We start from the raw sequence: 18,277 nt of genomic DNA on the forward strand, positions 1-18,277 counted from the left end.
ATCCACGGGCCCCTCCGGTCTACAATTTACACAAGCTCGGCCTTGGCCGCATCGAACGCATTCGCCAAATCCCCGATCAGATCGTCCACATGCTCGATGCCCACGGAGAAGCGGAGAAGCCGGTCGTCCACGCCGACTTGTCTGCGGATTTCTTCAGGGATGTCCGCATGGGTCTGCACGGCCGGATACGTCATCAGCGATTCGACTCCGCCCAAACTTTCCGCGAAAGCGATCAGCCGGATATGGCGCAAAATCGGCTCGATCGTCCGGGCATCCTTCATCCGGAACGAAAAAATGCCGGTATTGCCGCTGGACTGTCTGCTTTGAACTTCATAGCCGGGATGCGACGGCAAAGCCGGGTAGTACACCTGCTCGACCATCGGATGAGCCTGCAAAAACTCGGCGATCTTCGTCGCGTTGTATTGATGGCGCTCCATCCGAAGCGCCAGCGTCTTCATGCCGCGCATGAGCAGCCACGAATCCTGCGGGTTGAGCACCGCCCCAATCGAGTTATGCAGGAACGCCACTTGCTCGGACAGCTCCTTGCCCTTGGTGACGATCAGACCGGCCAGCACGTCATTGTGCCCGCCCAAATATTTGGTCGCGCTGTGCACGATAATATCCGCCCCCAGCTCGATCGGACGCTGGAAAAACGGCGTAAGCAGCGTATTGTCGACGATCGCGATATACCCTTTGGCTTTCGCCCAGCCGCACACTTTCTCCAGATCGGTAATCATCATAAGCGGATTGGTCGGGGTCTCGATCAGCACCGCCTTCGTATTCGGCCGGCTGGCGCTTTCCAGTGCATCCAGGTCGTTCGTATCCACATAGGTGGCGGTCACGCCGAACCGCCCCATCACCTTCTCGATGAGCCGGTATGTACCTCCATACAGGTCGAGCGATACGATCAGATGGTCGCCTTGGCTGAACAAGGCGAATACGGTTTGCAGCGCGGCCATCCCGCTGGAACAGGCAAAGCCGGCGTCTCCCTGCTCCAGCTCCGCGATCGCTTGCTCCAGCACGGCCCGGGTCGGGTTTTTCGAACGCGAGTAATCAAAGCCCGTGCTTTGTCCCAGACGCGGGTGGCGGAACGCGGTCGCCTGATAAATCGGGAAGCTGACGGCACCGGTTCCAGGCTCCGACAACGAGCCGATTTGAGCCAAAACGCTTTCTATTTTCATACTCTATTATCCTCCTAGGCATAATGGGAATTATGGGCAAAAGAGAGGCGGTTCCGGGGTATCCCAGTTCCGTCTCGTTCGCGCCGTCTGTTGCGGCACAGCTATATGCCAAGCCGGCGAGGCTTACTTCTGGTTGGGTTGTTCCGTTCGTTCGGTGCGTCCGCTCTCGGCTTAGGCCCGGGAAGCGATCCGTTCCTCGTCCGAATGTCGGCCTTGGAGCGCGCTCAGGTCATACGGCGTTTCCTGGTACACGTAGTAGTTGAGCCAGTTCGAGAACAGCAGGTTGGCATGAGCTCTCCAGGTGACCAGCGGTTCGCGCGTCGGATCGTCTTTCGGGAAATAGTTTCTAGGCACCTCGATCTCCAGCCCTTTGGCCACGTCGCGGTCATACTCCCATTTTAACGTACAGGAGTCGTATTCGGAATGGCCCGTTACAAAAATATGTTTGCCGTCTTTGGTCGCGACCAGATAAATGCCCGCTTCCTCCGATTCGGACAAAATATCCAGCTCCGGCACCTTCTCGATATCTTCCTTGCGCACTTCCGTATGGCGCGATTGCGGTACGAAAAACAGCTCGTCGAAGCCGCGCAGCAGCTTCACATGTTTCGTACTGGTCGTATGCGGGAAAACACCGAACACCTTGTGGTCGACCGGATATTTCGGCACCCCGAAATGGTGGTACAACCCGGCTTGCGAAGCCCAACAAATATACATGGTCGAAGTGACGTTCGTCTTGGTCCATTCCATAATTTGCTGCAGCTCGGACCAGTAGTTCACCTCTTCGAAATCAAGCTGCTCGACCGGCGCGCCGGTAATAATCATGCCGTCGAAGTAATCGCCCTTCACGTCGTCGAACGTTTTGTAAAACGTCTCGAGATGTTCGGCGCTCGTATTTTTGGATGTATGGGTTTTCGGATGCAGCAGAACGAATTCGACCTGGAGCGGCGTGTTGCCGATCAACCGCAAAATTTGCGTTTCGGTCGTCTCCTTCGTCGGCATCAGATTGAGTATCGCTATTTTCAATGGCCGGATGTCCTGCTGAAACGCCACGCTTTCGTCCATCACGAATATGTTCTCCTCGATCAGCACTTCTTTAGCCGGCAGATGGTCAGGTATTTTGATGGGCATTCCGATCACTCCTTCATGAATAGTAAGTAACTTCCGATCGAGAGACGGGTGAACGAAGCAGCAATGGTCGATGTTTTGCGAAAGATCCGGATCGTCGGTAAAAGCGTAATTCCTCGCCATCCGGCTTGGCAAAGATTGCTTTCTCGCAACGATAAAAAGGCCTTTCTTCGTGATGAAGAAAGGCCACCGTTTCGCAAGTGCTCGCATGTCCTCTCTCATCTCCCAGAAACATCAAACATGTTCCCGCAAGAATTAGCACCGTGCGTCCCCGTCTGCTGACGGATCTGTCGGTTGCCGGGCTTCATAGGGCTGGTCCCTCCACCTACTCTTGATAAGAAAAGAAATATTTAATTGTATCTAATATTACCCGATATTCATCAAAAGTCAAGTTGAACCTGGGTGAGCATCGGATAAGTTTTTATCATGGTGTTATTAGTTTTTTCAGTGGACATCCAATTTTAATTCATGATTTTACGTGCCTCCGTGACCAATCCGTGACCAAGAAGAAGCCTAGACATGGATGTCTAGGAACTTGATTTTTCGAGATATTTAACAAGATTTGTCTTTGTTACTCGTAGTGATCCACCAATCTTGATCGCTCCGAGGTTAGGATCATTCATAGCCCTGTATGCAGCGGCGCGACCAATCCTGAGTATTTTACCAACATCCTCCACATCGAGAACTGGTGGGTACTCAGCCAGCAGCTCGGAAAAATTCATATCTTCCACCAACTTTCACCGTTGTTATGATTTTGGTACTGCTATATCCAAGATCAATGCAAGTTTGTAAAATGCTTTCCAACGTATTTTGGTATATGTGTCCTTGCTGATCGGGGGGTTAAATTTAAAATTGTAAACCTGATAATCCTTTACGTACTCCCCATTAAAGTCTTCTTTCATGTATCGTTCAGTGATCAACAGTCTCTCTTTTGGATGTAACCGACTGACCGCTCGCTCGATTCGTTCGCAATACATTCTTCGCTGTTTTTGTATGTCGACATTGTGAATTGCGATTTTAGCCGTCTGATCACTGGTCACATTCGTTGGACTCGGCACAAAGTCAGCGTAACTTTGCGTCGTTGACGCTTCTTTTTCTTCATAAGCCAAGTATTTGGCTACCCTGTAATTATCCAGGACAGACTCGACAGCCGCCTGGGTCTTCCTGCGATCAAGCTCTGGCAAAAAGTCAATGCCCAGATTCATTTGCACTTCGAGTTCTCCCCTTCCTGCTGGGATAAGCCCCGGAGAACCGGGGCGGCCGTTCAGTACCCGTTTGCTTGACGCTCGTGATTGGTCTTGTTTTTATCAAGGTAGGCTGCTGCGATCTGATCAAAGTCGAATCCGAGTCGCTGTTCGCCCAGGGCATAAAAGATGAACAATGCCGCTTTGAAATGTTCCCGCCTGTAGTTTTTTACGTCCTTTATGGGGATTTCAAGCATATTGTCGGCATGGATTAACCCGACGTTATGCAGCAATTCGGAGAAGAGTATTGTCGTATTCCCTTCTGCTATGTCCTCCCAGGCATACAGATCATCCGCAGGCAAATCAAGTTGCCGGGCTATCGAAAGGAAGAAATGCAAGCAGTCGACGTATTCCGTGAGCATCGGGTTCTCGCTATTGCAAATTGGACATAATCCGAAGACATCTGGCACATCGATACCGGAGCAAGCCAAGCAGGTTTTCACGCTTGTTCGCGGCTCCCGATCATTGCTCCAATGCTTAAACCCGCGCCACTCATTCGCCAACTCGCCGATCTCCACTTGCAGCGCCAGCACCGTGTTCGGCAGCAGATCGACGCCTTCGAGCCCCTTCTCCCGAATGATTCGGGCGTCCAGCTCCTTCTGCTTTTCGTACAGCTGCTCCAACGTTACACTCATGCCGGCTTACCCCCAAGGTTTTGATTTAATTGGCTCACGATCCTATCTACTTCCAGTTGATTCCGCGAACTGGGTGCGAGCTGCAGCACGGCTTTGCCGTTGTAATCGATTGATATCGCCAAGCCAGCTTCTCGACGAACCGTATATTTGGGCTGATTGTCCTCGCCGATAAGGCGAATCGTACGCGACGCTCCCGTATCCCAGTCGACCAGACCCTTATCCTGCAGTCGGAGCAGGCGCTCATAAACGACGGATCGAGATCTTAACCCGATGCCTCTTGCGATCTCGTCGAACGTCGGGGAATAGTTATGCTTGCCGATGAAATCTCGGATAAAATCAAGCGTCTTTTGTTGATTGGCCGTTAATGCCGGCATAGTAAGACCCCTCCAGTCCGGGGCGCGCGGCCCCGGGGATTTTGATTTATCAGTAATTAGAACGGCAAGCTGTCGTCAGGGTGGGTCATTTCCGGAATCTGTCCGTCATCGTCCACGCCACGCATCGGATCGTCGTCATCGCCGGTGACCGAGAGTTCTTCCCCGTAGCGTTCCTCTGGTTCGACAGAGTCCGGATCTACATCATCACTCGTCCGCTGGTCCTGAGGGGAGTCGCCTTCCGTTTCAGCTTCCTTGACTTTTTCACGGAATTGATCAGCTGCCTTCTCGTTGGCCTCGAATCTCAGCGCCTCATCGAGCGTGAGCTGTTTGCCTTCCGTCATTGCTTTCGCCAGCCGCTTCACATCCTCCATGATGATGCCGTGTCGCTTAACGACGTCGACGTAGGCCTCAATGTCATACGTGGCTGTCGTGAGCACCGGCCGGCCGTCTGCTGCGGTCTTGACGTCGCCGTCCTTTGTCGTGGCTGTATCCAACGCATACAGCGCATGATCGATAATATACTTGCGCTGCGGCTTGGACATTGCGGCCCACATATCGGCGTTGAGATGGATGGCAGCGTCTTTGGCAAGCGTGAGCCGCATATCGGCGCCGATAACCTTGGATTTGACGAATACGTGCTTGCCCTTGGACTGCCACCCGCCGTGCCGCATCAGGACCAAAAACTCTGTATCTTTGAGATGGTTGTGATTCGCCTCGACAACCTCATCCAGCAGCGCAACAACCTCCTCCGGCGCGTGACTGAAGAATTTTTCTTTTTTCGGTGCTCTGGCCATAATGAATCGTCTCCTTTGATTTCTTTATTTAAGCTGCAGCAGAGTCAAGCCGCGGCGTTTACTCTCCCCGATATGCCGCCATCCAGCAGCTTTGAAGCAACAACCTGGATTCGTACTCTTGATTTTGCTGGCATCAACATATGTGATAAGTCCGTCTTTCGGCGGCACGCCCCATTTTTCGATCGTCGCCGTCACAGCCGCGCGGATCATGTCACTGCTGAGATGATTCGACTCGTTGCGAAAATGCGTGCATTCCCACGCCTGCAGACCATCATCACGAATGCCGGACCACGTCACCCAAAGAGCATCGCCGGGAGCCGTACGCAACACCAAATTTTCACCAGGTCGGCAGAATTGGTTGGAGCCCGGCGTCTGCCTGCTGTAGTGTCGATCGGCTAGATACCGACATGCACGATCTCCTTTATGAGTCACGATCCACGGACCGTATTGACGGAAATCGATCATGATTTGGGTCATGTCGCCTCCGTTCCGGACCCGGCCAGACGCTCCAATCGTTCCAGCGACAGCCGCATATACTTGACCTCTTTGGATATGTCCCCAGCCACTCCCGCTGTCAGGCGCTCACGCAGGCGGTTCTGCCAGCCGTATGTCGTGGGTATGCCGCATTGCAGCATGATCTCTTTGACATCACCCTCAAACACTTTGTCGTTTTCGGCCCGTCGGAGTTTGTTTTGGAGCGTGACAATCTCATCCTGCAACTCCTTGATGAGCGCGCCGGTCTGCCCAGCCACCCAATAGCCGATGCTCTTGCGCTCTGACTCATCTTCGCGCAGCCGCTCGAAATACTCCCTGCGGCTGCTGAAAAACGGGTGCCTGTCGCTCTCCAGTCGGCTCATGATGACGTATTGCAGCAACTCCACCGGGATCGGTATTTTCCGATATAGCGCCTTTCGTTTGGTGACCATGCTCTGCTTCTCCGGGTTGTAGTAGATCAGTCCGACCTCCGGCGGTAGCTCATCGGCAGCGATCAGCCCGGTCGGGCAAACAAAACTGAATTGATTGCAGTATGCGAGATAGCCCGGCCATTTGTTGTCCCGCTGGAAGTCGCTTCGGCTCACCTTGACTTCGTAACCGCTGATGCAAGGATTCGCCCAACTCTTTTTGATTGCGAGAGCGTCGAAGATCAGCAGCTCGTTGTTGATGTGAGTCGGGCCGGTCTTGCACTCAGTCAGGAAAAAATCGTCTTTGTGCCGGATGGATAGGGCTTGCTTGAGATGGTCAGCGCGGATTTTTTGTTGTTTCAATCCCCAACCATCTCCCTAACCGTTTCATAATCGCTGTATAGACCGGCGTCCTGCTCCGCCGCCATGGCAAACAGCACATCATAATTGAACTTGCAATCCCGGAAAATCCGTCCGTCAAAACCCCAGCCCTCTCCGCAATGCTGGCTGATGTTGTTGTATATTTTCTGATCGATCTCTGTCTCGATCTCAAATCCATCGAGTCCGCGCCGTGCGTACCAATCGCCATCATTCCAGTCAGCCCTATTCCGATCCAGATAATGGCCGAGTCGCAGGTATTTGTTGCGCTCGATGATCGCATCCAGCACATCCGACCATTCGCTCTCAAGTGAAAGATCGTACTTGGCAAGCAGCAGCGCGAGTTTTTTGTTTGCAAGCCGATCCGCTTCCTCACGCTCCTTTTTCTGGCGCTCCTCTCGGACCTTGGATAACTCCTTGTTGTATATGTCTCCAAATTGCTTAAGCAGCAAATTTTTCTGCGACTCAATCGCATTCTCATCGTAATGAGTCGGGATCTGCCCACGGATTTCGGACGGATAATTGTACGCTTGCTCGGTCTGTCGGGTGGAACGCTTGGATGAGTAACCCGTAAACTTGGTTTGCAGTCCGATCCGGTAGAGCAGCGACATCAGACTTTGCTCAGTCTTGGTGTTGGTCGCTTTTTTGCGCAGGTTTTCTTCATGTGTTGGCTGGTCGAACTCTGTGAGTCGGGACAAGAAATGCTCAAACGTTGCCTTGTCATCCGCCTCCCGCGATTCTTTAATTGGAATGGTCCAATATGATCCGTAATGCGCACGGTTCATCCCTTTGACGATGGTCGAGTCCTTTTCGATCAGTTCCTGCGTCATGCGATCCACGTCAATTCGAACGTAGATGTTGCTGTCGTAGTACGAGCTAGACTGATACCTGCTGATCTGAACCCCTTTCAGGTGCAGCGAAGAGAATCGTTCTATTTTTTGAATGTCGCTCGCGCTCTCAAGCGACTTAATCTTTTGTTCGGCCGCGAGCTTGTAGCGCTCCAGTTCATCCATGAGTGTTTTAAACCGAAATTCAAGACTCACGCTTCCGCCGCCTCCCTCTTTTCCAATATCTCGCGCACAACCTCGAGCTGATAGGGCTGCCGATCTACCTCTTGCCGCAACTCTCTGCGCCTGAACAGGTTCCATGCGATCCTGGCGATGATGTAAGCATCCACGACGTTGTCGCTTTTGTGCGTATAGCCGAAATGTTCGAGGGTAGCGGCTTTCATTGCCTCTTTCTTTTCTTTGTCTTTCAACGGCCGGCTTTTCCCTTCTTCTTTAGTCCATCCAGAAACGCCGACGTATTTTTTGGTCCACGTCGGGTTGACCTCGTTAAAGGCCAACCCTTTACGATGAATCATCGACCGCAATCCGCCGTGAATCATCCCGGTTGTTATCCCCTTCTGCGTGCCTGCTGCTGCCTGCTCGATCGCGATCTCGTCACCAGGCTTGAGCAGCTTATACAGTTGATTTTCGAGCGATACGAGTTGTTCAATCGTGAGCCCGCCCTTTTCTGCCTTGCCTGCACCTTTCAGTTCAACCTCAAGCACGACGTTTCCGGCTTCATCCAGTGCAACGACCCCGGTCCGGGTCGCAGGGTCAATACCGACGAATCTCAAAACTCTCACCTCTCAACTTTTATATACAGGAACTGACGTTCCCCTAAATGGATGTAACGGCCCCTCAGACCGCCGAATTTGGCGTCTGCTGCGTTTATTTATATGGTCGAATCACTTTCTACCCCAAGGCGTTAAATGCTGAATCTTGCTGTAATGCACACGCTCAGATTGAACTATACGTTTCTCGTAATAGCGGACTGTTTCCCACCAGATATTCGCTTGATGAGCGCCGCATACTGGCACGAGTGCCCACGTCTTTGTCGCACGAAACCGACAGTCTGGATATTTGCATATTTCTTTCATTGGCCTACTCCTTTCCTACGCCGTTCCTTCGTTCGACGCAAAACTATCAGCGTGTCGAGCGGGATGTTTCGCTCTCTTGGAACGGGCGCCCGCTTCTTCGGCATCCGATCCTGCAACATTCGCTTTTGCTGTAATTGCCTGGCCGCTGCATAGCGGATATCTAAATCAAGCGCCATGTCCGTTGCAATCAGGTAAAGTTCGTCGTCGAGGTTCATTGGACTGCTTCAAAATCGAACAGGGTTGGCATGCCTACTTGCGCTACCGCCGATTTTAAATATCCGACTCCATCGCGGAAGTAATCCGTGTTTAGCTCAATTCCATACCCGCGGCGCCCCATCTTGACAGCTTGCATCGGGACCGTCATTAGCCCTCCAAACGGATCAAGCACAACGTCCCCTGGATTGCTGTACCGATTGATAATCCGCTCGACAATGTCCAGTTGCAGAGGGCAAACGTGCATTTGTTGCCGGCGCTGGCTTTGCGTTGTGTTGAGTGTCCGCATTCGGTTGATGTCGTCCCATACGTCATCTGTCCAAGATCCGGGGGCGACCACCATGAACGTCGCCGGCAATTTGCCGTCCACATCAAGCTTTTTGGCGAGGTTGACATGATCCTGATAGTTGTAGACCGTTCCGCCGCTGTATTTGCGATAAGCAGCCTGCAGCTTGTTGACTGGTGTGGCCGCGAGCTCATCTTTGGTCAACAGACGATCGCCCGAGCTTCGCCAGTACCCGTGCGCATCAATTTGCCATTGCGCCCGAGTGTATTGCTCTTTGGTCTTGCTGACCGGGTTATCGGCGTATGCCCGGCTCGTGTCGCTCGGCAGCTTACGAAACAGGAGAATATACTCCGGGCATCCGACGCCCATCTTGGTGCCGTCCTTACATTGCTCGCTCCACCCGAGCCGGTAGGTCTGGTTGTTTTCTCGCACCACATCCGTGACAACCGTAATCATGCCGAAGTACTGGAAGCCGTGCCGTGTATAGTGACTGATGCACATCGCATGAAACGGCTCGATCGTCGGCATGCCGGTACCCGTCGCATTTCCGAACAGCACCCGGTCCTTGACGTGAATCGCTGCGACTCTGCCAGGTCGAAGGATGCGCAGCAGCTGCGGCGTTAAAAAGTCCATCTGCTCGAAAAATCGGACCGTATCCTCGTTATGGCCAAAATCGTTGTAGCTCGGCGTATATTCATAATGATTGCTGAACGGGATCGACGTATGGATGAGATCAATGCTGTTGTCCGGCATGCTCGCCGTCTCCAGTACACAATCATTGTTGACGGCCGTATAGTGCTCTGTCTCGATCTTCACACGCTCCACCCCGATTGTACGGGCCAGCTTATCGATTACCGATGAGCTTGACAATCCGTATTTTTTGATGATTGCGATCATTTGTTCGGTTAGATGGTTGTGTTGCTCCCACTTCTGCAGCAACGTCTGCAAAATCTCCTGCTCGCTCTCCATGTAGATCACGTCAATGATGACCTGTTTCGTCTGGAGAAACCGATATATTCGGTGAATAGCCTGGATGAAATCATTGAATTGATAATCGATCCCGACAAAAATTGCCCTGTGACAGTGCCGCTGAAAGTTGCATCCAGATCCGGATAACTCCTTTTTCGTCGCAAACCGCTTGATCCTGCCATCCGCGAAATCCTTGACGCGCTGCTCTCGGAGTTCGAGGTCTTGGCTGCCGTAAATGTCCATGACATCGGGTACCGCAGCCTTGATTGCGTGCCTTTCGTCCTCGAGGTCGTGCCATAGGATAAAGTGATCCTCCGGATTGGATTCCACGATCTCCCGGGCCTTGGCGACGCGCACCGCGATGCTCTCGCGCTTTTCCCGGGCTGCGTCCTTGAGTCCGGCCGCGGCGTTTCGGAATAGCAGCAGTTGGCCGTCGCGTTCCATCTCGAGCGTCTGATCGTCGATCGTCAGTTTATGATAGCGGACGTCCAATTCCGGCAAATCATATCCAGCGTCGTCGTATCCAAGGTCGCTCGGCTTGGTAATAAACAATGCCCAGGTGGAAACCCATAGCCAGAACTCCTGCTCCTTATGCGGGTAAAGCGTCAGGTTGTTGGCCTTGGTGCTGTCTCGCTGGAAAAACCGCGTGAGCGCCTGGCCCGTGTCCATGACCTCGAGGTAGCCGGCATAATGGATCAGCTCTTTGTACTTGTTGGGCGATGGTGTCGCCGTGCATACGAGCTTATAGGCCACATTCCGGAATTTATCCAGAAACGTCTGGTAGGTCTTGCTGCCGTAGCTCCGGAGCACGCTGGCCTCATCCAGTACCGTAGCTGTAAAGTATGCCGGGTCGATGTCGCCATCCCGCACGCGCTCGTAGTTGGTCAAGAGGATCGGCCCCTCGGCCGTTTCCGTCTCTGCCATTGTCCGGACGTACTCCGGCTTTGCTAAGCCGAGTATATCGACCGCGTCACGCTGGAACTCGCCTTTGACGCCAAGCGGCATAACAATAAGGGCTTTTCCTCCCACTCGCGTCGTCACCAAACGGCAATACTCGAGAGCCTGCACACTCTTGCCGAGTCCGAAGGATTCGAACAGTGCTCGCCGACCACCCTGCACCGCCCAGCATACTGCGTCCCGCTGATGGGGCTTTAGAGCTGGATGCACATCCTTGGGATCGACTACAAACCCGGTTTCTGGAGCCGTTACGATCTTACTTTTGAGGAATCGCAGGTATTCGCTCATGTCGACCTCCTCAATGTAGCACCGCTGGCGACCGATGCTCGTCTTCTGGAGCCACCCATACCTCGGCCCAATCCATATGGAAATCCCCGATGTACGATGCCATCATGGCCGTAAGAATCACACTGCCCATTGCTGCGGCAGCCGCCCGGGGCACCGCGTTTCCGATATATTCCCGCGCCTTAGCGTCGGCGCATTGCTCCAACTGGAACGGCCTGCCGTCCGGAAGCGTCACCGGGAAGTCCTGAAGCATCGCGAGCTCGTACGTCGTGAGCGGCCTGTGCCAGGTTCCGTCCTCCGCAATGATCGTCCAGACGCCGCGGTCGGCATCCTCGGGCACCGGTCGGGGGTCGGCAATTGCTGCTGTCCCGGAATGAACATCCCCGCTGGCCGTTACCGTCTTCGCCGGCTCCTCCCAGCTTTGGACGCCATATGTGCCGGAGCGCGGTTCGCACCCTAGTCGAGCATCGGCGATCAACTGCGCCCCGCTCTGAACATCCGTTACTCCCGTTACCGTAGCTGCGGGGGCATCGGTCGATTGCATTCGGTACTGGTCCGTGTAACGTCCGGGCCGATCGGAGATTCGTGGATCGCTGATTGATTGCCCTCCGCTACCGAGTGAATCTTCGCCAGTTATCGTATAAGCCTGGCCGTCCCATGACCGTACCGGGTATCCATTACTACGCCGCTGGCCGTCCCGGTCGTTAAGCCTCGGGTCCGCAATACTACTCGCTGATTGCATGATTCGGGAGGCAGATCGTACGGTCTTGGCTGAATTGTCCCAATCTTGGATGCCGTAGCTGTCCGGCATCAGTTCCGTATTTACCCGAGGATCAGCAATTGCTATTGCTCCGCTGCCGAATCGCGTTCCAGTGATACAAGCAGCTGGTTCATCTGTCCGGATGATCCGGTACACTCCCGGGTGTCGCCCCTCCCGCTCTTTCAAACGCGGATCATTAATGCATGCAGCTCCGTTGCTCGGCCCGACCGCTCCGGTAATGCATGCTGCAGGTTCGTCGTCCCGCTGGATGCGATAGAGATTCGTTTTGCCGTCACCGTTGATTTCTAGCCTTGGATCGGATACCGCCGTCACACCATTCGACCGCCCCGGCCCCGCCGTGCTCGTAACTGCCCGGGTCGGTTCTTCCCATGGAGCGACTTCGAAGGCGCCGCGCCGCGGCTCATGTACAATGCGGTAATTCTCCCAATCGACTTTATTCAGATCCCGCCAGTCGCCACCTGCTGGAATCAACGCAAGACGTACCCACGTTTTCCATTCCAGTCGCGGGAGCCGGTGCAGCGGACCGCCGTTCACCGTGTCTCCCGGCATCGGTAGGCGTCCCAGCACTTGACCGATTGTCTTCAGCGGCTTGATGGCCGGACGGTATACGAAGCTGTTCATTTTCCGTTCGTTCCGCGCAATCAATAGATACCTCTTCCGGTGCTGCCCGAGCCCGCCGAGCTCCCCGCAGTCGTGATCGGCATCGTGAACTGCGAAGCCGTATCCTTTCAGCAAGTATTTGATCTCGTCCAGAATCTTCTTTCCGCGCGATTTGATCCGGGGTACGTTCTCCATTAAGATCACCCGGGGAAGATCGTCACCGTACTCGAGGCAGGTGTCGAGCGCCAGCTTCAGTCCGCGGATAGTCAGACGGTTCAGAGCCTGGTACTTGCTTGTCTTGGCCGACTTTTCCGGTAGAAGCCCGCTGAAACCTTTGCAAGGTGGCGAAGTAAAGAGTGTGTCGGGAACTTGTTCTTGAAACGCCTGCCACATGTCTGCTGTCGTAGCCTCCTGCCAGCTTTCTGGCGGCTGTTTACCGAAGAAGTCGACGTACTGCTTGCGGTCGAATAGATCCATCTGTACGGCCGTTTCCGTGCCTGTGATTAGGTCGTGATTGTGGCAGGCGACAGGATCGACGTCGATGGAACATAGAATTTTGTACTGACCGACATGGCCGGCGTATTCGCCTCGAGCTCCTTCGAGACCCGCTGTCGCCCCGCCAATGCCGCCGAACAGTATCGCTGCTGTCCATTCTGTTTTCATAGGCTCCCCCTTCATATCGTGATTAGCGGAAGCTCCATCACAATGCCTGATGCTGCAGCTTCTCTCCTCTTTTCGCGCTTCCGGTCCATCTTTTCGGCAATCAGGATTTCAGCCTTTCGAAAGTCCCCCGGTTCCATCTCTTGGTTGTCGATCAGCCACGGCCGTTCCTTCGCATCCTCTTCCCAGTGCTTCCGGATCAGCCCGATTTCGTATGAGTTTATGAGTTCAATTGGCGCCCGGTGTAGCGGGTTCGAGTCCATTACCCGCAACCGGTTCACGTCCTCCTGAGTTTGTATCAACGTTTCAAGAAGGTATCTTCGCGCCGATATGGCGAGGCACCCTTTACCATAGCCCATAGGCGTACGGTTTCGGCGGTAACCGCTACGGAATTGCGGGTTCTTCTTCGGGTTATGGACGTCCTTTAGGAGTTGACGCCACTCCGTTAACGGCTTCATCCAGTCATATATTTTCGCCATATTCTCGGTGCTCTTGTCTTTGGTGATTGGAGGGCATACCCAGCAGCCGAAGCGAGCTCCACAGAATTTCGCCGTCTTCTGCGCCCCATTAGGGTTGATCAACGCGCATTCCCCAGTGGCATCTTTGTAAAGCTTGCGGATTTCCTCCGAAGAGCCCCACGGTAACGGGTTAAGCAGGACTTGCCAGATTTCATCCGTTGTAAATTCCACGATTGGCATGTATATGCGACGTCCTTTGTTATATGGGCTCGTGCTGAACCGGCTTCCCTTTCCATCCCTGTACTTTTCGATAGTTCCGGACCGGCGGGCTGATTCATCAGTACGAGTTCCGATTAACAACAGGCAAGGATTGATGTCTTCGACCGCTTTATTCTGTGGATCAATCTTTAAGTGATGTGTGCAATACCGATCATCACCATTGTTCGGCAGTGTCCATCCCTTACCAATAATCCCAACAAAAAAGCTTTTCGAATCTTCCCGAGACACGACTCGTACCTCTATCGGCATTCCCGCACTATAGGCCCAATCGTTGACTGCGTCTACCTGACGGTGCATGTACTCCTCAAGAATCGGATTCTCCATCTTGGTGTCCGACATAACGACCCGAATATCTCTGGTCCGCTTCACTGCCGGTATCATTTGCAGGGCTCGACATACTAGCGCCAGTACGGTAGTGCTGTCTTTTCCGCCGGACCAAGCCAAAGCCCACGGCTGCCCTTCCGTTTCCTGGTCAAGGTATAGTTCTACGATTTCGGATACGGTGAGCATTACTTTCGTTTGCAAGTTCAAAGCCCTCACCCCTCAATCATCATCATCCAAAAATCCAGACACGCGCTTTGCCGGGGGCTCCGACGGAGAAGACTGCGTTTCCTGCTTGGGCGGTTCGAGCTCAGGCTGTTTCGGTTCGGACGCCTCCGCGGGCTCGTCGTAGCTCCATCCCAATTGAGCGTAAACCCTCCGAAGCCCGGGAAACTCCTTGACCAGTTGCCCGCGCCGGTACCGCTGCATTTCGCTGTCAACGTAATCGTAATGCCGGAGCAGCTTGGCTTTCTCGTCCTCATCGATCAACGGATCGCTGATCTGCTGGGCCTTATCAACAAGCCATTTTGCCGACCGGTCGTATGAATCATCATTTTCGATTCTTTTTCCAGTGGTCTTTGCGTTGCTCACTCTTCACCACTTCTTTCTTTTCAAGCTCTTTAAACCGCTGGAGCCATCCTTGGAAAAGATACCTGAACTTGTTTGTACCAACATTTCGACCCTTGGCAAAAACGGATTGAATGACTTTCCCGCCTTGCTCCGTGTCCTCCGGATCGTGCCAAAGGAATTCGACGACGTCGGCATCCTGCTCAATACTGCCGGATTCTTTCAGGTGCGAAAGCTTCGGTTCTTCGGAATTTTCGCTGTCCCGCGTCATTTGCGAAAGAAGGATGAAGCAGCAGTTCATTTGTCTTGCTATTTGCTTCGCCGCGGCCGTTACACGCCCGATCGCCTGATTTCGCTGCTCTCCCTTCCGCTGCGGGATATCCATGATCTGCAGGTAATCTACGAAAATAGCAGCAATCTTCCCATACTTCCTCTTAAAACGACGCGCGACTGCCCGAACCTCTTCAATTGTTATTCCCGGCTTATCCATGATCCGGATCGGCAGCCTCTCTAGCTCCGCATACGCCCGCTCTATGCGCTGCCACTCGTCGTCCGTAAATCCTTCCTCGCCGCCCTTGTTGATGATTCTGTTGTAGGAGACTCCGGACAGATTGGATATCATTCTATCGGTCAGCTCTTCCTCGCCCATTTCTTGAGAGAAGAACAGGACCAAGCCGGCATCCATCATATCCCGCATGATCATGTCGACCTCACGGCGTTGTCTGGCGATTCCGATCGCCAGCTGGAGCGATCTTGCGGTTTTACCAACGCTGGGACGGCCAGCGAGTATATACAGCCATCCACGCCACATTTGCGACCACTTGTCGAATTGTTCGAACCCCGATAGCATTTTTTCCGCCTTGCTCCGAAGGTGAGTAAAATACTCTTGTCTGGTGTCGGTAAAGCTCTTCATCTCTACGATTTTCCCAGGACGGAGCTCGTCGATTAGAGCCTCGGCAGCAGCGAAGTATTCCTCGTCACTGTCGAAATCCTCGCTTTGAAGGGCCGCAATTTTGTGTCCAGCCTCGGTGCCACGACGGCGAAGTGCTTGCGAACGAACTGAATTTGCGTAATGTGAAACGTTCGCAGCTGTCGGAACAGCGGATACAAGTTGCGAGAGATACGAGACCCCGCCCATGTCCTCGACCCTATTTCGCCTGTGGAAATGCTCCGTTATCGTCACAATATCGACTGGGTCGTTTTTCTCGTGAAGCCACCTCATGACTTTGAATATCAATTGGTGGCGAACGCTTACGAAGTCCCGCGGCTCCAAGAAGGTGATATCGTCAAGACAATCAGGGTTGAGAAGGATGGCACCGAGAACAGATTGTTCGGCATCAGCTCCAATCGAACTCATCCGGATCATTCCCTTCTTGTATCCATTGCTGGAACGCCACCTCTTTGTCCCTCGAGTCGATAAAAGGATCTTTTGTGGTCTCGATTTTCGGCTGCTGATTTAGATATTTGTCAAAGTTCGATGGTCTGAATAGTGTGTCAGGACGTAAGTACTCCACCATCTTAGGGTCTTCCAGCCAATGCGAGCACTTTGTATCAATTACCTGTATAAAATCATCTAAGGTGCGGCCTTCTGATACTCTTCCGTTAATGAGGGAACGATTCGACTGCGAAGCAGGCGAGTATCTTTTCCCTGTTTTTTCATTGAGATAATCGATGATCTCGACGTATATATTCTTTTCTTTTACTTTCTTTTCTTTTACTTTCTTTTGTGTAGTTTCTGTAGGCAATAACTCTAGTTGATCGGGATTATTGTTAGCAATAACTCCATCTTGCTTGGGAGTCTCGACTTCTAAAAGACTGTAATCCTGATGGACTTCGACTCCTTTTCTCCGGCCTGTAGCAAGTAAATACCGCTTCTGAAAGCCTTTCGATGTCAGAATCCTATGGCTCTCGAACTTGCCTTTGTGGAGGAACCCCCAGTTCATCAATTCATTAACTACAGCTTCGAGAGTTTCAATGCTCTCTCTGGTCTTGATCGAGAAGGAGTGTTGCTCCTTCTCTGACCAATTCAGAAAATATCCGTTTTTGTAAATTTCCATCATAAGGCGAATGATGATGCCAAATCCCTGCATGCCGAACTTTGAAATTGGAACCACTAGCTTGTCGTCCTGGTCAATGTCGACGTCCAGCGGGAAGTATTCGAGACCTTCTTTTGTTGGTCGTGCCATTTCACCTCACCCGCTCATCATTAATTGCTAGAATCTCCATTCCAGCTTCAACCGGAGTTCTTGCTCCTTTTTTGAGGTTACACGTATTGCAAGCAGTCATTAGGTTGTTTACCGTCGTTGCTCCACCCCGTGACTCGGGGGTTACATGGTCAGCAGTTAGATTCTCTTCAGAACCGCAGTACCTACACCTAAACCCATCTCGCGTAAATACAGCCATTCTGATACTTTTAGGGATTTTCTTTTTCTTACATTGGGTATTGGAGGGAATATGCTCCGGAAACAACTCTTTGTGGGCCTTAGATAAGCAGTTTGCACAAAGGGTGAAGTTCTTTTTCTCCCAGTGCAAGCATGCGCTTATCTCCTTTTGGCCGCATTGATCGCAGCGATACGCATCGACATAATCCCCCATCAAAAACATTTTGTTCTTCATCCTACTCATGTCGATCACCCGTTTCGATGGTGCTATTGTGCTGCATAGAAATCCTTGACAAATTCCGTAATCTGCTCGGATAATGACGCCCGATCCGCCTCGGCTGAACCGATGGATGGGGCCGATCCCCAGCGATCAACTATCTTTTTTATGCCATCTCCTAAGCGCTCATCCGGATTTATGGTGGCTTCTTCGATCCTGTATCCGTTGACAAGAGCCTTCAATATTTCATTTTTTTGACGGTAGTTGCTGATGATTTTCAAGTTTTTAATAGTTTCTTTCGAGTAATCACGGCCCAACATAGGAGTTTGACCTGAAAGTGCAACGATGAAGAAATCTTGAAAACCACTCCGCCGTAGCCAAGCGATGGCTTCCCCCAAGTCCCGCGGCAAAACAACCGCCTCCGGCTGCTCACCAGCAGCTTCCCGCTCAATCGTATCCAGCATCAGCTGTTTCTCGTACTTCAATTCTTTAATCTCACTCTTGAGTTTGCTGATTCTATACTGCTGCTGGCTGTACTCAGATTCGGTATAAGTTCGCTCAACCGGCAGTTCGATGCAATTTATAAACGGAATGACAACGCCCGAATGCTCCCCTTCAATACATTGATAGTCCCAGGACACCAGTCCAGAGATCCGCCGAGCCTCAAGAACGTCCCCAGCATTCAGATAACCGGTACCGCTATTTGGTCGAAATCCCTTGACGATCTTAATCTTCATCGCTCAACC

At 52.6% G+C, this 18,277-nt stretch carries 19 protein-coding genes and 1 riboswitch; all 19 genes read right to left on the bottom strand.

Features of this window, described 5'->3' with window-relative positions:
* Nucleotides 1–26: 26 nt before the first annotated feature.
* The 19 genes from PV433_RS27095 to PV433_RS27180 all read right to left on the bottom strand — a co-directional run bounded on the left by PV433_RS27095 (nt 27) and on the right by PV433_RS27180 (nt 18,268).
* The gene (locus PV433_RS27095; protein WP_332075149.1) at nt 27–1,181 is read right to left on the bottom strand and encodes an aminotransferase class I/II-fold pyridoxal phosphate-dependent enzyme; all 1,155 of its coding nucleotides are present in this window, start codon (nt 1,179–1,181) and stop codon (nt 27–29) included.
* A gap of 171 nt (nt 1,182–1,352) precedes the next feature.
* Nucleotides 1,353–2,309, bottom strand: a complete 957-nt coding sequence (metA, locus tag PV433_RS27100; RefSeq protein WP_332075150.1) for a homoserine O-acetyltransferase MetA — start codon at nt 2,307–2,309, stop codon at nt 1,353–1,355.
* Nucleotides 2,310–2,521: 212 nt separating this feature from the next.
* A riboswitch (SAM riboswitch) is annotated at nt 2,522–2,647 on the bottom strand.
* Between the two features lie 186 nt (nt 2,648–2,833).
* Nucleotides 2,834–3,028, bottom strand: a complete 195-nt coding sequence (locus tag PV433_RS27105; protein WP_332075238.1) for a helix-turn-helix domain-containing protein — start codon at nt 3,026–3,028, stop codon at nt 2,834–2,836.
* Nucleotides 3,029–3,052: 24 nt separating this feature from the next.
* Nucleotides 3,053–3,511 carry an ArpU family phage packaging/lysis transcriptional regulator gene (locus tag PV433_RS27110; RefSeq protein ID WP_332075240.1) on the bottom strand — a complete coding sequence of 153 codons (459 nt, stop codon included), beginning with the start codon at nt 3,509–3,511 and terminating at the stop codon, nt 3,053–3,055.
* Between the two features lie 59 nt (nt 3,512–3,570).
* Nucleotides 3,571–4,185: a dUTP diphosphatase gene (locus PV433_RS27115; protein WP_332075151.1), complete on the bottom strand. Its 615-nt coding sequence runs from the start codon at nt 4,183–4,185 to the stop codon at nt 3,571–3,573.
* The gene (locus PV433_RS27120; protein ID WP_332075152.1) at nt 4,182–4,559 is read right to left on the bottom strand and encodes a hypothetical protein; all 378 of its coding nucleotides are present in this window, start codon (nt 4,557–4,559) and stop codon (nt 4,182–4,184) included. Before PV433_RS27120 ends, PV433_RS27115 begins: the two co-directional genes overlap by 4 nt.
* A 56-nt stretch (nt 4,560–4,615) precedes the next feature.
* Nucleotides 4,616–5,353: a putative metallopeptidase gene (locus tag PV433_RS27125; protein WP_332075153.1), complete on the bottom strand. Its 738-nt coding sequence runs from the start codon at nt 5,351–5,353 to the stop codon at nt 4,616–4,618.
* A gap of 24 nt (nt 5,354–5,377) precedes the next feature.
* A complete protein-coding gene (locus PV433_RS27130; protein ID WP_332075154.1) occupies nt 5,378–5,830 on the bottom strand; it encodes a hypothetical protein in 453 nt (150 codons plus the stop codon).
* Nucleotides 5,827–6,618 carry an MmcB family DNA repair protein gene (locus PV433_RS27135; protein WP_332075155.1) on the bottom strand — a complete coding sequence of 264 codons (792 nt, stop codon included), beginning with the start codon at nt 6,616–6,618 and terminating at the stop codon, nt 5,827–5,829. Before PV433_RS27135 ends, PV433_RS27130 begins: the two co-directional genes overlap by 4 nt.
* The gene (locus tag PV433_RS27140) at nt 6,615–7,646 is read right to left on the bottom strand and encodes a hypothetical protein (protein ID WP_332075156.1); all 1,032 of its coding nucleotides are present in this window, start codon (nt 7,644–7,646) and stop codon (nt 6,615–6,617) included. Before PV433_RS27140 ends, PV433_RS27135 begins: the two co-directional genes overlap by 4 nt.
* A gap of 26 nt (nt 7,647–7,672) precedes the next feature.
* Complete coding sequence (locus PV433_RS27145; RefSeq protein WP_332075157.1) at nt 7,673–8,254, bottom strand: hypothetical protein; 582 nt, start codon at nt 8,252–8,254, stop codon at nt 7,673–7,675.
* Between the two features lie 514 nt (nt 8,255–8,768).
* Nucleotides 8,769–11,270: a DNA methyltransferase gene (locus PV433_RS27150; RefSeq protein ID WP_332075158.1), complete on the bottom strand. Its 2,502-nt coding sequence runs from the start codon at nt 11,268–11,270 to the stop codon at nt 8,769–8,771.
* Between the two features lie 10 nt (nt 11,271–11,280).
* Nucleotides 11,281–13,311, bottom strand: coding sequence for a DNA cytosine methyltransferase (locus PV433_RS27155; RefSeq protein WP_332075159.1), 2,031 nt, complete (start codon nt 13,309–13,311; stop codon nt 11,281–11,283).
* A gap of 11 nt (nt 13,312–13,322) precedes the next feature.
* Nucleotides 13,323–14,576, bottom strand: a complete 1,254-nt coding sequence (locus PV433_RS27160) for a phosphoadenosine phosphosulfate reductase domain-containing protein (RefSeq protein WP_332075160.1) — start codon at nt 14,574–14,576, stop codon at nt 13,323–13,325.
* Between the two features lie 12 nt (nt 14,577–14,588).
* Complete coding sequence (locus PV433_RS27165) at nt 14,589–14,957, bottom strand: hypothetical protein (protein WP_332075161.1); 369 nt, start codon at nt 14,955–14,957, stop codon at nt 14,589–14,591.
* Nucleotides 14,917–16,290, bottom strand: coding sequence for a replicative DNA helicase (locus PV433_RS27170; RefSeq protein ID WP_332075162.1), 1,374 nt, complete (start codon nt 16,288–16,290; stop codon nt 14,917–14,919). The genes PV433_RS27165 and PV433_RS27170 overlap by 41 nt, the downstream gene beginning before the upstream one ends.
* Nucleotides 16,271–17,119: a conserved phage C-terminal domain-containing protein gene (locus PV433_RS27175; protein WP_332075163.1), complete on the bottom strand. Its 849-nt coding sequence runs from the start codon at nt 17,117–17,119 to the stop codon at nt 16,271–16,273. The genes PV433_RS27170 and PV433_RS27175 overlap by 20 nt, the downstream gene beginning before the upstream one ends.
* 1 nt (nt 17,120) lies before the next feature.
* A complete protein-coding gene (locus PV433_RS34235) occupies nt 17,121–17,558 on the bottom strand; it encodes an HNH endonuclease (RefSeq protein WP_442951578.1) in 438 nt (145 codons plus the stop codon).
* 23 nt (nt 17,559–17,581) lie between these two features.
* The gene (locus PV433_RS27180) at nt 17,582–18,268 is read right to left on the bottom strand and encodes a hypothetical protein (RefSeq protein ID WP_332075164.1); all 687 of its coding nucleotides are present in this window, start codon (nt 18,266–18,268) and stop codon (nt 17,582–17,584) included.
* Between the last annotated feature and the right edge of the window lie 9 nt (nt 18,269–18,277).

Source organism: Paenibacillus sp. GYB004, from assembly GCF_036577605.1.
In the GTDB taxonomy this organism is placed as follows: Bacteria; Bacillota; Bacilli; order Paenibacillales; family NBRC-103111; genus Paenibacillus_AB; species Paenibacillus_AB oceani.

Excerpts from the sequence above, each read along its gene's own strand:
- PV433_RS27095 (WP_332075149.1), bottom strand. The coding sequence starts at position 1,181 with ATGAAAATAGAAAGCGTTTTGGCTCAAATCGGCTCGTTGTCGGAGCCT.
- metA (WP_332075150.1), bottom strand. The coding sequence starts at position 2,309 with ATGCCCATCAAAATACCTGACCATCTGCCGGCTAAAGAAGTGCTGATC.
- PV433_RS27105 (WP_332075238.1), bottom strand. The coding sequence starts at position 3,028 with ATGAATTTTTCCGAGCTGCTGGCTGAGTACCCACCAGTTCTCGATGTG.
- PV433_RS27110 (WP_332075240.1), bottom strand. The coding sequence starts at position 3,511 with ATGAATCTGGGCATTGACTTTTTGCCAGAGCTTGATCGCAGGAAGACC.
- PV433_RS27115 (WP_332075151.1), bottom strand. The coding sequence starts at position 4,185 with ATGAGTGTAACGTTGGAGCAGCTGTACGAAAAGCAGAAGGAGCTGGAC.
- PV433_RS27120 (WP_332075152.1), bottom strand. The coding sequence starts at position 4,559 with ATGCCGGCATTAACGGCCAATCAACAAAAGACGCTTGATTTTATCCGA.
- PV433_RS27125 (WP_332075153.1), bottom strand. The coding sequence starts at position 5,353 with ATGGCCAGAGCACCGAAAAAAGAAAAATTCTTCAGTCACGCGCCGGAG.
- PV433_RS27130 (WP_332075154.1), bottom strand. The coding sequence starts at position 5,830 with ATGACCCAAATCATGATCGATTTCCGTCAATACGGTCCGTGGATCGTG.
- PV433_RS27140 (WP_332075156.1), bottom strand. The coding sequence starts at position 7,646 with ATGGATGAACTGGAGCGCTACAAGCTCGCGGCCGAACAAAAGATTAAG.
- PV433_RS27150 (WP_332075158.1), bottom strand. The coding sequence starts at position 11,270 with ATGAGCGAATACCTGCGATTCCTCAAAAGTAAGATCGTAACGGCTCCA.
- PV433_RS27155 (WP_332075159.1), bottom strand. The coding sequence starts at position 13,311 with ATGAAAACAGAATGGACAGCAGCGATACTGTTCGGCGGCATTGGCGGG.
- PV433_RS27170 (WP_332075162.1), bottom strand. The coding sequence starts at position 16,290 with ATGAGTTCGATTGGAGCTGATGCCGAACAATCTGTTCTCGGTGCCATC.
- PV433_RS27175 (WP_332075163.1), bottom strand. The coding sequence starts at position 17,119 with ATGGCACGACCAACAAAAGAAGGTCTCGAATACTTCCCGCTGGACGTC.
- PV433_RS34235 (WP_442951578.1), bottom strand. The coding sequence starts at position 17,558 with ATGAGTAGGATGAAGAACAAAATGTTTTTGATGGGGGATTATGTCGAT.
- PV433_RS27180 (WP_332075164.1), bottom strand. The coding sequence starts at position 18,268 with ATGAAGATTAAGATCGTCAAGGGATTTCGACCAAATAGCGGTACCGGT.